The organism is Sphingomonas sp. P3_C5 (genome assembly GCF_056402635.1).
Genome location: NZ_JBFUHA010000001.1, coordinates 812,217 through 825,610, shown reverse-complemented (window position 1 = coordinate 825,610; position 13,394 = coordinate 812,217). Strand labels below are relative to the sequence as shown.

General features: G+C 66.0%; 9 protein-coding genes. 6 read left to right on the top strand and 3 right to left on the bottom strand.

What is annotated here, in order from left to right; translation table 11 throughout:
- The first annotated feature begins 73 nt into the window (after positions 1–73).
- The 4 genes from hutI (at position 74) to hutU (ending at position 5,398) form a co-directional block, all read left to right on the top strand.
- Complete coding sequence (gene hutI, locus AC1DVS_RS03960; RefSeq protein WP_478021251.1) at positions 74–1,273, top strand: imidazolonepropionase; 1,200 nt, start codon at positions 74–76, stop codon at positions 1,271–1,273.
- The gene (gene hutH / locus AC1DVS_RS03955) at positions 1,270–2,802 is read left to right on the top strand and encodes a histidine ammonia-lyase (protein WP_478020431.1); all 1,533 of its coding nucleotides are present in this window, start codon (positions 1,270–1,272) and stop codon (positions 2,800–2,802) included. Before hutI ends, hutH begins: the two co-directional genes overlap by 4 nt.
- Before the next feature lie 125 nt (positions 2,803–2,927).
- Positions 2,928–3,740 (top strand): N-formylglutamate deformylase, encoded by an 813-nt coding sequence (hutG, locus tag AC1DVS_RS03950; protein ID WP_478020429.1) that lies wholly within the window; start codon positions 2,928–2,930, stop codon positions 3,738–3,740.
- A complete protein-coding gene (hutU, locus tag AC1DVS_RS03945) occupies positions 3,737–5,398 on the top strand; it encodes a urocanate hydratase (protein ID WP_478020427.1) in 1,662 nt (553 codons plus the stop codon). Before hutG ends, hutU begins: the two co-directional genes overlap by 4 nt.
- Positions 5,399–5,657: 259 nt before the next feature.
- Here hutU and AC1DVS_RS03940 read toward each other — a convergent pair whose 3' ends face one another.
- The 3 genes from AC1DVS_RS03940 to AC1DVS_RS03930 are packed head-to-tail and all read right to left on the bottom strand — an operon-like array spanning position 5,658 to position 9,300.
- Positions 5,658–7,265, bottom strand: a complete 1,608-nt coding sequence (locus tag AC1DVS_RS03940) for a GMC family oxidoreductase (protein ID WP_478020425.1) — start codon at positions 7,263–7,265, stop codon at positions 5,658–5,660.
- A gap of 11 nt (positions 7,266–7,276) precedes the next feature.
- Positions 7,277–8,167, bottom strand: a complete 891-nt coding sequence (locus AC1DVS_RS03935) for a hypothetical protein (RefSeq protein ID WP_478020423.1) — start codon at positions 8,165–8,167, stop codon at positions 7,277–7,279.
- Positions 8,167–9,300 (bottom strand): hypothetical protein, encoded by a 1,134-nt coding sequence (locus AC1DVS_RS03930; protein WP_478020421.1) that lies wholly within the window; start codon positions 9,298–9,300, stop codon positions 8,167–8,169. Before AC1DVS_RS03930 ends, AC1DVS_RS03935 begins: the two co-directional genes overlap by 1 nt.
- Before the next feature lie 390 nt (positions 9,301–9,690).
- On the opposite strand from AC1DVS_RS03930, the gene AC1DVS_RS03925 reads away from it, so the two are divergent.
- A complete protein-coding gene (locus AC1DVS_RS03925; RefSeq protein WP_478020419.1) occupies positions 9,691–10,950 on the top strand; it encodes an MFS transporter in 1,260 nt (419 codons plus the stop codon).
- Entirely contained in the window at positions 10,950–13,343 is a 2,394-nt protein-coding gene (locus AC1DVS_RS03920) for a glycoside hydrolase family 31 protein (protein ID WP_478020417.1), read from the top strand. The genes AC1DVS_RS03925 and AC1DVS_RS03920 overlap by 1 nt, the downstream gene beginning before the upstream one ends.
- The last annotated feature ends 51 nt before the right edge of the window (positions 13,344–13,394 follow it).

The window sequence follows — 13,394 nt, the reverse complement described above, 5'->3', positions numbered from 1 at the left end:
AGCGCGCTTTCGAATATGTCTAGACATATTGATGCGGTTGGCCAAGTCTAGCAAAATGACGACTCCGGATGATCTGCGCTGCGACCGGCTCTGGCGGAACGCCAGGCTGGCGACGCTTGTCGGTGACGGGCTTGGACTGGTCGAGGACGGCGTGATCGCTGCCCAGGCGGGGCGGATCGTCTATGCCGGACCGGCGGACCAAGCCCCTGCTTTCGCCGCGACAGAGACGATCGACTGCGAGCGCCGCTGGATCACCCCCGGGCTGATCGATTGCCACACCCACCTGATCCATGCCGGCAACCGCGCCCGTGAATTCGAGATGCGGCTCGAAGGCGCGACCTATGAGGAGATCGCCCGCGCCGGCGGCGGCATCCGATCGACCATGGCCGCGACGCGGGTGGCCAGCGAGGCGGTGCTGGTAGAAACCGCCCTGCCGCGCCTCAATGCGCTGATCGCCGAAGGCGTGACTACCGTTGAGGTGAAATCGGGCTATGGGCTGACGCTTGCCGACGAGATGAAGATGCTGCGCGCTGCCCGGAGCCTCGGTGGGGCGCGGCAGGTGAATATCCGCACGACCTTCCTCGGCGCGCATGCCTTGCCTCCCGAATGGGCGGGCGACCCCGACGGTTATATCGGCCTGGTCTGCGACACGATGATCCCGGCTGTGGCCGATGCCGGACTCGCGGACGCAGTCGATGCGTTTTGCGAGGGGATCGGCTTTTCGGCGGCGCAGACCGAGCGGGTCTTCACCGCCGCCGCGGCGCATGGGCTGCCGATCAAGCTCCACGCCGAGCAATTGTCGAACCTCCACGGCGCTGAGCTCGCGGCACGGTTCGGCGCCTTGTCGGCCGACCATCTCGAATATCTCGATGCCGCAGGCGTCATGGCGATGGCGGCGAGCGGGACCGTTGCGACGCTGCTGCCCGGTGCCTTTTACTTCATGCGCGAAACCCAGGCGCCGCCGATCACCGCGCTCCGGGCCGCCGGCGTCCCGATCGCTCTGGCGACTGACTGCAACCCTGGCACGTCGCCGCTCACCTCGTTGCTGCTCGTGCTGAATATGGGCGCGACCCTGTTCCGGCTCACTGTCACGGAATGCATCCGGGGCGTGACCGTCAATGCCGCGCGCGCGCTCGGGATGCAGAACGAGATCGGCACGCTCGAGCCGGGCAAGGCCTGCGATCTCGCCATCTGGGACGTCGAGCAGCTCGCCGAGCTTGTCTGTCATATCGGCCATAACCCGCTCCACGCCCGCATCTGGAAAGGCCTGTGACCATCATCGCCCTCAAACCCGGCGCGGTGCCGCTCGCGGACTGGCGCGCGGTCTATCGCGCCGCCGAGCTTCGCCTCGATCCGGCATCCGCGCCGGTGATCTCGGCAAGCGCCGCCGCAGTGGAGCGCATTCTCGCAAGGGGCGAGCCGGTTTACGGCATCAACACCGGCTTCGGGAAACTCGCCGGGGTGCGGATTGCCGAAACGGATCTCGCCTTGCTCCAGCGCAACATTGTGCTGAGCCATAGTGCGGGCACCGGCACGCCTTCGCCGATCCCGGTGGTGCGGCTGATGCTCGCGTTGAAGCTCGCCAGCCTCGCCCAGGGCGCCTCGGGCGTCCGGCCCGAGACGGTCGCGCTGCTCGAGGCGATGCTGGCGCGCGGGCTGACGCCGGTGATCCCGGCCCAGGGTTCGGTCGGCGCGTCGGGCGACCTCGCGCCGCTCGCGCATATGGCTGCGACCATGATCGGCGTCGGCGAGATTTTCGTGGGCGGACAGCGATTGCCCGCGGCGGAGGCGCTCGCGAAGGCCGGCCTCGCGCCACTCGTGCTTGGCCCGAAAGAAGGGCTGGCGCTGCTCAACGGCACGCAATTCTCGACCGCCAATGCGCTGGCTGCGCTGTTCGAGGTGGAGGCGCTGCACCGGTCCGCGCTGATCACCGGTGCGCTGTCGACCGAGGCGGCGAAGGGATCGGACACGCCGTTCGATCCCCGCATCCATAAGCTGCGCCGCCATGCCGGGCAGATCGAGACGGCGGCGGCCCTGCGCACGCTGATGGTGGGCTCGGCGATCCGCGCCTCGCACGCGACTGGCGATGCGCGCGTGCAGGACCCCTATTGCCTGCGCTGCCAGCCCCAGGTGATGGGCGCCGCGCTCGACATCATGCGCCAGGTCGCGACGACGCTGGAGGATGAGGCCAATGGCGTTTCGGACAATCCGCTGATCTTCCCCGACACCGATGAAGCTTTGTCGGGCGGTAATTTCCACGCGGAGCCGGTGGCGTTTGCCGCCGATATCCTGGCGCTGGCGATCTGCGAGATCGGCTCGATCGCTGAACGCCGGATCGCGATGCTGGTCGATCCGGCGCTGTCCGGCCTGCCGGCTTTCCTGACGCCGCAGCCGGGGCTCAATTCGGGCTTCATGATTCCGCAGGTGACGGCGGCGGCTTTGGTCTCCGAAAACAAGCAGCGCGCTTATCCGGCGAGCGTGGATTCGATCCCGACCTCGGCCAATCAGGAGGACCATGTCTCGATGGCGGCGCATGGCGCGCGGCGATTGCTTGAGATGGCGGAGAATCTCGGGGCGGTGCTCGGCATCGAGCTGCTCGCTGCGGCGCAGGGATGCGATTTTCACGCGCCGCTCACCTCCTCGGATGCGCTGGAAGGCGCGCGGGCGCGGCTGCGACGCGAAGTGCCGCCGCTCGATCATGACCGGCATATGCACCCCGAAATGGAGGCGGCGAATGCGATCATCCGCTCGGGCGCGTTGATCGAGGCGGTGGGGATCGCCCTGCCGGGCGTGGCGGTGTGAGCGCCTCGCCAACTCCCTGCCGTCACCCCGGACTTGTTCCGGGGTCCATCCCTCCATGTCCACCGTCATTGCCTGTTGCACGGTGGATGCCGGAACGAGTCCGGCATGACGAGCTGAGGTAGGGCATGAGCATCGAGGTTCGCCGCGGCACAGCTCCGCTCGTCGTCAGCTTCCCACACACGGGCACTGACCTTCCACGTGAGATCGCACCGAGGTTCGCTTCGGTTTGGCTGGCGCAGCGCGATGCTGATTGGTGGATCGACCGGCTCTACGACTTCGCCGCCGATCTCGGCGCGACCACCATTCGCACGACCATCTCGCGCAGTGCTATCGATGTGAACCGCGACCCTTCCGGCGCTTCGCTCTACCCGGGGCAGGCGACGACAGAACTGTGCCCGACAACGACCTTCGATGGCGCGCCGCTCTATCGCAATGGATGCGCACCCGACGACGACGAGATCGCGCGCCGGCGCGCTGTGTGGTTCACCCCCTATCATCAGGCGATCGAGGCCGAGCTGGTGCGGTTGCGCGCGCTTCATCCAAGGGTCGTGCTCTATGACGCACACTCGATCCGCAGCCGCATCCCGCGGCTCTTCGAGGGTGAGCTTCCCCAGTTCAATATCGGCACCTTTTCCGGCGCGAGCTGCGACCCAGCGCTGGCGGCGATGGTCGAGGCCGAATGCGCGGCATCGGGGCTGAGCCATGTGCTCGACGGCCGTTTCAAGGGTGGCTGGACGACGCGTCACTATGGCCGCCCAGCGGAGGGTGTGCATGCCATCCAGATGGAGCTCGCGATGCGCGGGTATATGGCCGAGCCTGCAAGGCCGTCGCCCGGAAACTGGCCCGCCCCTTTCGGCCCGGACGCCGCCCCGATCCGCCCGGTGCTGATCCGCATCCTCCAGGCCTGCCTCGCCTTTGCCGCAAAGGACCCTGCATGACCCGCCTCGATAATAGCCGCATCATCCGCCCCGCCACCGGCACACAGCTGACCGCGAAGAGCTGGCTGACCGAAGCGCCGTTGCGGATGTTGATGAACAACCTCCACCCCGATGTCGCCGAGCGGCCTGAGGAGCTGGTCGTCTATGGCGGCATCGGCCGCGCGGCGCGCGACTGGGAGAGCTATGACCGGATCGTCGCTGCGCTGACCCGGCTCGAGGACGATGAGACCTTGCTGATCCAGTCCGGCAAGCCGGTCGGCATCTTCCGCACGCATGCGGATGCGCCGCGGGTGCTGCTCGCCAATTCCAACCTCGTGCCGCACTGGGCGACCTGGGCGCATTTCAACGAGCTCGATCGCAAGGGGCTGGCGATGTACGGCCAGATGACCGCGGGTTCCTGGATCTATATCGGCACCCAGGGGATCGTTCAGGGCACCTATGAGACGTTCGTCGAGATGGGCCGCCAGCATTATGGCGGCGACCTTTCGGGCCGCTGGCTGCTGACTGCGGGGCTTGGCGGCATGGGCGGTGCTCAGCCGCTTGCGGCAGTGATGGCCGGCGCCTCGTGCCTCGCGATCGAATGCCAGCCGAGCCGGATCGAGATGCGGCTGCGCACCGGCTATCTCGATCGTTCGGCCGATACGATCGAGGAGGCGCTTGCTATCATCGAGGCTGCGAAGGCCGAGGGGAAGCCGGTCTCGGTCGGGCTGCTCGGCAATGCCGCGGAGATCCTGCCCAGGCTGTATGAACGCGGCGTTCGCCCCGATCTGCTGACGGACCAGACCTCCGCGCATGATCCGTTGAACGGCTATCTGCCCAAGGGCTGGTCGCTCGAGGAATGGGCGCTTGGCCGCGAGCGCAATCCGCAACTGGTGATCGATGCGGCCAAGGCTTCGATGGCGATCCATGTCCAGGCGATGCTGGATTTCCAGGCGGCGGGCGTGCCGACGGTCGATTATGGCAATAACATCCGCCAGGTGGCGAAGGACGAGGGGGTGGCCAAGGCGTTCGATTTCCCCGGCTTCGTCCCCGCCTATATTCGCCCGCTGTTCTGCCGGGGGATCGGGCCGTTCCGCTGGGTCGCGCTTTCGGGCGATCCCGAGGATATCTACAAGACCGACGCCAAGGTGAAGGAGCTGCTGCCGGACAATGCGCCGCTGCACCGCTGGCTCGATATGGCGCGAGAGAAGATCCAGTTCCAGGGACTGCCGGCACGGATCTGCTGGGTTGGACTTGGCGATCGTCACCGGCTTGGCATGGCGTTCAATGCGATGGTCGCGAGTGGCGAGTTGAAGGCGCCGATCGTGATTGGCCGCGACCATCTTGATTCAGGCTCAGTCGCGAGCCCCAATCGCGAGACCGAGGCGATGCGGGATGGATCGGACGCGGTATCGGACTGGCCCCTGCTCAACGCGCTCCTCAACACAGCCTCGGGCGCGACCTGGGTGTCGCTCCACCACGGCGGTGGGGTCGGCATGGGCTATTCGCAGCATGCCGGCATGGTGATCGTCGCCGATGGGACCGAGGCGGCGGCGCGGCGGCTCGAACGCGTGCTGTGGAATGATCCTGCGACGGGGGTGATGCGGCATGCCGATGCGGGCTATCCGGTTGCGATCGACTGTGCCCGCGAGCAGGGGCTGGATTTGCCGAGCTTGTAGCCATGGGTGGCGTGTAGCGCGGTAGGCGGAGCAGTTGAATCGCGGTCGGTGTGTTGGGAATGTCATGCGGGGCGCTGACATTTTCGAGTTGTACAGAACATTGTACAGTTGTGGCTGACAGGGCGATGATCGGAACCAACCCACCGTTCGGGCTGAGCCTGTCGAAGCCCGGGTTCTTGGCGCTGCGTTCCGCCCACAAGTGCCCTTCGACAAGCTCAGGGCGAACGGTGGAGGGCGAATCGCCTACCGAGATCGGGTACTATGCCCGCGGACCGAGGATCATCGCTGCGCCTTTCTCGGCGATCATCATCGTGGGCGCGTTGGTGTTGCCTGAGGTGATGCGGGGCATGATCGAGGCGTCGATCACGCGCAGGCCGGCGATGCCGTGGACGCGGAGCTGGGGATCGACCACGGCGCGGTCATCGACGCCCATCGCGGCGGTTCCGACGGGGTGGAAGATGCTGGTCGAGATGTTGCCGATCGCCTCGGCAAGCTGTTCGTCGCTCTCGCACTCGGCCCCGGGCCGGAACTCGACGGGGCAATAGCGGGCGAGCGCCGGCTGGGCGATAATGGCGCGGGTGATCTTCACGGCTTGGATCGCGGTCTGGAGATCCTCCGGCGCGGAGAGATAATTGGGCTGGATGCGGGGTGGCTCGGCGTGATCGGGCGAGCCGATCCACACGCTGCCCCGGCTCTGCGGCCGGAGGTTGCAGACGCTGGCGGTGAAGGCCGGAAACGGATCGAGCCCGCCGCCGAACGCGGCGAGGCTCAGGGGCTGGACGTGATATTCCAGATTGGGGGTCGCGAAACGCGGGTTCGATCGCAGGAACAGCCCGAGCTGGCTCGGTGCCATCGACATAGGCCCGGCGCGCTTCAGCAGATATTCGAGGCCGATCCGAGCCTTGCCCGGCCAGGAGCCGGCGAGGATGTTTAGGGTCGGTACATCCTCGACGCGGTACGCGCATCTGATCTGCAGATGATCCTGCAGATTCTCGCCCACGCCGGGGAGGTGGTGGACGGGTTCGATCCCGACCGCACGTAGCTTCTCGGCGTCGGCGATTCCGGATCGCTGGAGCAATACCGGCGAGCCGATCGCGCCGCTCGCCAGCAGGACTTCGCCTTGTGCCTTCGCGACGAAGCGCCTTCCGTTGGACAGGAAGGCGACGCCCATCGCCCGGCGCTGTTCGATCACCACATGATCGACGATCGCCCCGGTCTCGATCCGCAGATTGGGGCGCTTCGCCACCGGCCGCAGGAAGGCATCGGCCGCGCTCCAGCGTCGCCCGCGCCTTTGCGTAACGTCGAAAAAGCCCGACCCTTCATTGTCGCCGGTGTTGAAATCCTGCGTCTCAGGCACGCCATATTGGCTTGCCGCCGCGCGGAACGCTTCGAGCAGATCCCAGCGGAGCCTTTGCCGTTCGACGCGCAACTCGCCGCCGGAGCCGTGCGCCGCGCTCGGCCCGGCGACATGATCTTCGGCCTTCATGAAAAAGGGCAGCACATCGTCCCAGCCCCAGCCTATGTTCCCGGCCTGGCGCCAGCCATCATAATCCTGCGCCTGACCGCGGATATAGATCATGCCGTTGATCGACGAGCTGCCGCCGATCACCCGGCCGCGCGGATAATTAAGTTCGCGGCCGTTGAGAAAAGTTTCCGGGCMGGTCCTGAAGCACCAGTCAGTGCGGGGATTGCCCATGCAATAGAGATAGCCGACCGGAATCCTGATCCAGAGATAATCGTCCTTGCCGCCTGCCTCCAGCAACAGGACGCGGTTGCGCGGATCTTCGCTCAGCCGGTTCGCCAGCACGCACCCGGCGCTGCCGCCGCCGACGACGATATAATCATAGGCGCCGAAATCATCCCACACGCGCGGATTCCTCAGAGGTGGCGAATGGCCGCCTGATCCACGCGCACCATTGCCTCGTCATAGCTTTGCAGCAAGGCATCGAAGGTCGTGCGGAAGCGCTTCGCCTCGCGCTGGAACGGAATATCGCTGCCGTCGGTCACCTCAGGCGATAGCAACCATTCGAGATAGCGTGCAGCGCCCTCCTGGCGACCGGCGGTGCGGCAATCCTCGCGGAGCCTGATCATCGCCGCATCCACCTGTTGATGACGCTCGCTCCACACCTCGCACCAGGCGGCGCCCTGTTCGGCATAGCGGCGCAGCCAGACCAGTTGGGGATCCCGGGGGTCGATCTCCTCGGGGCTCGCCAGCACGACATTCAGCCGGCGGTACATCAGATCCTGGAAGACCTGGTCGCGATCGGTGCGCCAGCGCTCGACCAATATGGGGTCCGGCCGGGTCAGGTCGCCGTCTGGAAAGATCAATCGGTCGGCGAAGATCGTGTGCGGGAAGCTCGAGGCGCGCAGTTCCGGCAGCTCGAGATAGATGGCGATCTCGGTGAAGGTGCTCGCCTCGCGCTCATTCTGAAAGGACCGCGCCGCCATCGCCGCCTGGTTCAGCCCGGCGACGTGCGGGATCGTGGCGGCATGATAGATTTCATGGAGATAGCGAAGATCGCGGATCGTCGGATTGTCATAGTCGCAGAGCAGGATCGCACCCCACCAGGGCGAGAAATGCGTCCATTCATGATATTGATCCGATGCCTCGAAGAACAGGCGCGGGAGATGCGCGAAGCGATCGACCAGGCGGTGGACGAGCCCGCCATCGCGGTGCGAGCGGCGGATCGGACCGTCGCTCCACAGCGCATCGACATAGGCGTGCACGTCATCGCGCTCGACCAGCAGCTTCAGGCTGTCACGGCGCATCAGGCGATATCCCGGGCGAGCGTGGCGGCCATGGTCGGCGCCATGGCTGGATCGATCATCACCGTCATCGTCGGCGTCAGGCACAGCCGCACGACCTGGTCGCTCCCTTCGCCGCGCAGCACGCTCGCGATCAGCGGGGATGGCGCGGCGGGCGGCGGGGCGATCCCGAGCAGAATGACATCCGCTGGGCGCAGGCCGGAGATGCCGAGTTGCTCGCCGACTTGGACGCATGCCGCCTCCTGCACCGGCCGATAGCGGCGCGGCAGCGCGAACACGTCGTGGCGCGCCATCATCTCGACGCCCCAGGCAAGCGACAGGAGATTCTTGAACCAGCGATTGCCGAACAGCGACGCGCTTTCCCGGCGCGAGAAGACGCCGCCGACGCGGAGATAATAGCCGCCGAACGGCTTGGAATGGCTGATCACGAAGGCGGGGATGTTGGGGAAATCGAGTGCGATGCGATAGGCGCGCGCGACGCTGCCGACATAAGTGAGGTCGGGGATCACCGTCGCGTGCGGCGCCGCTTCAGCCATATGCGCCAGGAAATCGGCGAAGTGCGGCCAGACCTGGCCGTCGATCGCTGAGGGCTGACTGATCCAGAATTGCGCGCCGAAGGGCATGCTGGCGCCGATATCCGCCCAATCGTCACGGTGGTGGCGGACCACGGGAATGGCGAGCGCGGCGGCAAAGGCGGGAAAGCCTTCATACTCGCCGTCGAACAGATGGACGCTTGGCTCAGTGCCCGCAGCGAGCGTCGCTGCGGCATGTTCAGCCATCAGCTTGTAGATGCCCTCGCTCGCCCCGGCCGTCGGATAACGGAACGGGAAGGCAGCGCCATCCACGGCCACCACTGGCGCCGCCCAATCGAGCCAGCGGTCGAAATATTCCTCGTGGAGCGCATCCTGTTTCTGCGTCCAGGGCTCGTGATAGCAATCGAACCAACCCGTGCGCCGCGCCGCATCGAGCGCGACGGGATCGGCCAGCAGCGCATTCCGGTCGCATCCGTCGACAACCTGCGCGAGCGCAGCCTCGGATTCCGGCATCACCAGCGCATAGATGGTGCCCGACACGCCGGCGGCGAGGAGGTCGGCCTTGAGTGCGGCCTGGGCATAAGCGGGAAGGGCTTCGTTCATGACGCTGATCCTGCACCATGAGGGTTAGGATCGGGTCAAGGGCTAGATGCGGGCGGCCGATCCCAGCAGCGACTAAGCCCAGCCTTGCTTTGGTCAGGCCAGTAGGGCGCGATTGGGTGTAGACGACCACACGCGGCGTTAGGGTGAAATTTGATCAACTTTCCCGTCATGCCGGACTTGTTCCGGCATCCACGTTCCGCAAGAGCTTCAGGCGTTGCGTACGCGGAACCATGGACCCCGGAACAAGTCCGGGGTGACGGCTGATGTACCTGGCCGAACTCTGCTCTGGTTTATTGGCCTGACCAATATCGACAAGCCACTCCGACTGCGCTAGTCGAGCTACCCGAACGCGTCAAAGGCGTCGCGGCAAAAAAGCGTGGAGAGGTCGATTTGAGGCGGATACCGCATCTGCGCTGGTGGATCGTCGGGCTGATCTGCGCCGGCACGATCGCCAATTATCTCGCGCGCAATTCGCTGGGGGTGCTCGCGCCCGAGCTCAAGAAGTCGATGGCGATCTCGACCGCGCAGTACAGCTATGTCGTCATGGCGTTTCAGCTCGCCTACACAGTGATGCAACCGGTTGCCGGCTATATCGTCGACCGCTTCGGGCTGCGGGCCGGTTTCGCGCTGTTCGGGGTGGCATGGTCGGCGGCCAATATGCTGCACGCTCTGGCGGGCGGATGGGTGAGCCTCGCTTTCTTTCGCGGATTGCTCGGGCTGAGCGAGGCGGCGGCGATCCCCTCCGGCATGAAGGCGATCGCTGAATGGTTCCCGGCGCGGGAGCGGTCGGTTGCGACCGGGTGGTTCAATGCCGGCACGTCGCTCGGGGCCTTGATCGCGCCGCCGCTCGTGGTCGCGGTTGCCCTGTGGGGCGACTGGCGGCTTGCCTTTATCGTAACGGGCGCGATCGGGCTTGTCTGGGCAGGCGCGTGGTACGCTTTCTATCGGTCGCCAAAGGACCATCCGGCGATCACGCCGGGCGAGCAGGCGATGATCGCGGCTGATCGCGACATCATCCGCCCCCGCAAGGCCAGCGCGCGCGAAATCCTGTCGTCGGCGCGCTTCTGGGTGATCGCCGTGCCGCGCTTCCTGGCTGAACCGGCTTGGCAAACGTTCAGCTTCTGGATCCCGCTCTATCTCGCCACCGAGCGCCATATGGACTTGGCGCATATCGCCGCCTTCGCCTGGTTGCCGTTCCTCGCGGCAGACTTTGGCGGGGTGCTGGGCGGCTATCTCTCGCCCTTCTTCATGAAGCGATTCAGCATGACCCTGGTGCCGTCCCGCGTGCTCGGGATCAGCCTGGCGGCGGTGCTGATGATCGCACCCGGATGCATCGGGCTGGCGGTCAGCCCCTATACGGCGATCGCCTTGTTCTGCATCGGCGGCTTTGCCCATCAGATGATCTCGGTGTTGATCAACACGCTGTCGGCCGACGTCTTCACGCCCGAGGAGGTCGGCACGGCCAACGGCTTTGTCGGGCAGGCGGGGTGGATCGGCGGGCTGCTCTTCACCTGGCTGATCGGCCAGTATGCCGACCGGATCGGCTATGCGCCTTTGTTCGGCGCGCTTGGCGTGTTCGACCTGATCGGGGCGGCGGTGCTGATCGTCTTCCTCCGCCGCCTCACCCTCCCCAAGCCGGAATCCCGCTGATGCGACACGCGACCTTGTCGAACCCGCCCTTGTTCGCGCTGACTGCGCGCGAGCGGGGGCGCCTGACCCTGACCGCGGATACCGGGGCGGTGGCGCATCTCTTCCTGCTCGAAGAGGATATCGCGCGGCTGCTGCTGCTCGCCGACGGCACGATCAAGAGCCCGCCAAGCTGGGCGATCGCGCCGGGCGCGGACGATATTGCGGAGCCTGGCCGAGACCGGATGGACGTGGCCGGCTTCACCTGCCCCGATTTTCGCGTCGATGTTGCTGATGGGGCACTGGTTGCGGAAACGACGCGGCTGCGTGTCACCATCCGGCTGCATGGGCTGCACTGCACCTGGGAGCAGCGCGACGGCGATGGCTGGCGCCTGATGGCGCAGGATCGTCCGACCCAGGCTTATGATTTCGGCTGGTGGGACGGCCGCGTCCATCATTATGCCGCGCGTACCAGGGGCGAGCGCTTCTACGGGCTTGGCGACCGGTCGGGCGACAATGACCGTGCCGGGCGCAGCTTCCGGCTGACCAATCTCGACGCGATGGGCTATGATGCGGAGCATAGCGACCCGCTCTACAAGTCGATCCCCTATGTGCTGGTGGCCGATGCCGGAGGCCAATGCCATGGCAGTTTCTACGACACCGGCGCTGCGGTTGCGTTCGATTTCGGGCGCGAGCTCGACAATTACCATGGCTGGTACCGCCACATGGTCGCCGACACCGGCGATCTCGACCTGTGGATGATCGCCGGACCCGATCCATTGGCGGTGACGCAGCGCTTCACCTGGCTGACCGGACGCCCGGCGCTGATGCCGCGCTGGTCGCTCGGCTATTCCGGCTCGACGATGAGCTATACCGACGCGCCCGACGCCGCGGCGCAGATGGGGCGCTTCATCGACAAGCTCGCCGAGCATGATATCGGCTGCACCTCGTTCCATTTGTCGTCGGGCTACACGTCTATCGGCGACAAGCGCTATGTCTTCCACTGGAACCGCGAGAAGTTTCCGGAGCCGTCGGCGTTCGTTACCAGCTATGCGGATGCGGGCATCCAGCTGGTGCCGAACATCAAGCCGGCGTTGCTGCGCAGCCATCCCCGCTATGACGAAGTCGCCGCCAAAGGGCTGTTCGTGGGCGATGCCGAGCGGCACCCCGTGGAGGCGCAATTCTGGGATGAGGTCGGCAGCTATATCGACTTCACCAATCCGGCCGCGGCCGCCTGGTGGCGAGCTGAGGTGAAGTCGGCGCTGCTCGATCATGGCATGATCGCGACGTGGAACGACAATAACGAATATGAGATCTGGGATGCGCGGGCGCGCTTTGCCGGGTTCGGGCAACCGCGCCCCGCCGCAGATATGCGCCCGGTCCAGCCGCAGCTGATGATGCGCGCATCGCGGAAGATCCAGGCCGAGACGCTGCCCGGGCGGCGCCCCTATGTCGTGACCCGATCGGGGATGGCTGGGCTTCACCGTTATGCCCAGACCTGGACCGGCGACAATTTCACTGCGTGGAAGACGCTGCGCTACAATGCGCGGATGGCGATCGGGCTGGCGCTATCGGGCGTGTCGAACAGCGGACATGATGTCGGCGGGTTTTCCGGGCCCGCGCCCGACCCGGAGCTGCTGGTCCGCTGGGTGCAGGCAGGCGTGCTGATGCCGCGCTTCAGCATCCATAGCTGGAACGAAGACCAGAGTGTCAACGAGCCATGGATGTATCCCGAGGCGCTCCCCGCGATCCGCCGCCTGATGGCGCTGCGCCAGACGCTCATCCCGTTCTTTTATGATCTGCTGCACCGCTATCATGCCGACTGCGCGCCGATGGTGCGGCCGACCTGGCTTGATTTCCCGGAGGATGCGGCAGCGTGGGAGGAGAATGACGAGCATCTGCTCGGCCCCGATCTGCTCGTCGCGACGGTGATGGAACAGGGCGCCGAAACCCGCGCGGCGCGGCCGCCGGCGGGTGCGGAATGGATTGAGGTCTGGACCGGACAGCGGATCGAGGGCGGCACTGAGGCCCTGCTATCCGCGCCGCTGGAAGGGCCGCCGCCGCTGCTGGCGCGCGCCGGATCGGGCATGCTGGTCGATCTTGCGAAAGGCGGGTGGAAGCCGGAACCCTATCGCCGCGGGCTGTGGCTCTTCCCGCCACGGGAAGGCGCGTTCGCCTGGTCAGCGGTGGAAGATGCCGGCGATGGTGACGGGCCGATCGATCGCTGGAGCCTGACCGGCGTGGCCGATGCGGATCGGATCGTGGTGGAGATCGGGCGCGATGGGCCGGGGACTTTCGGCGACAATGCCATCACCATCCTGTTGCCGCAGGGTGAAACGCGCACGCTGGTGGTAAATGGCGGTACCGGCGCAACCGTTACGCATGACGGGCGTAGCGGCCTCGAGATTGAGGTCTAGGCCCGATCGGCGTTCGGGAGGTTCATATGGTCCTCTCCTTTGGGAGAGCAT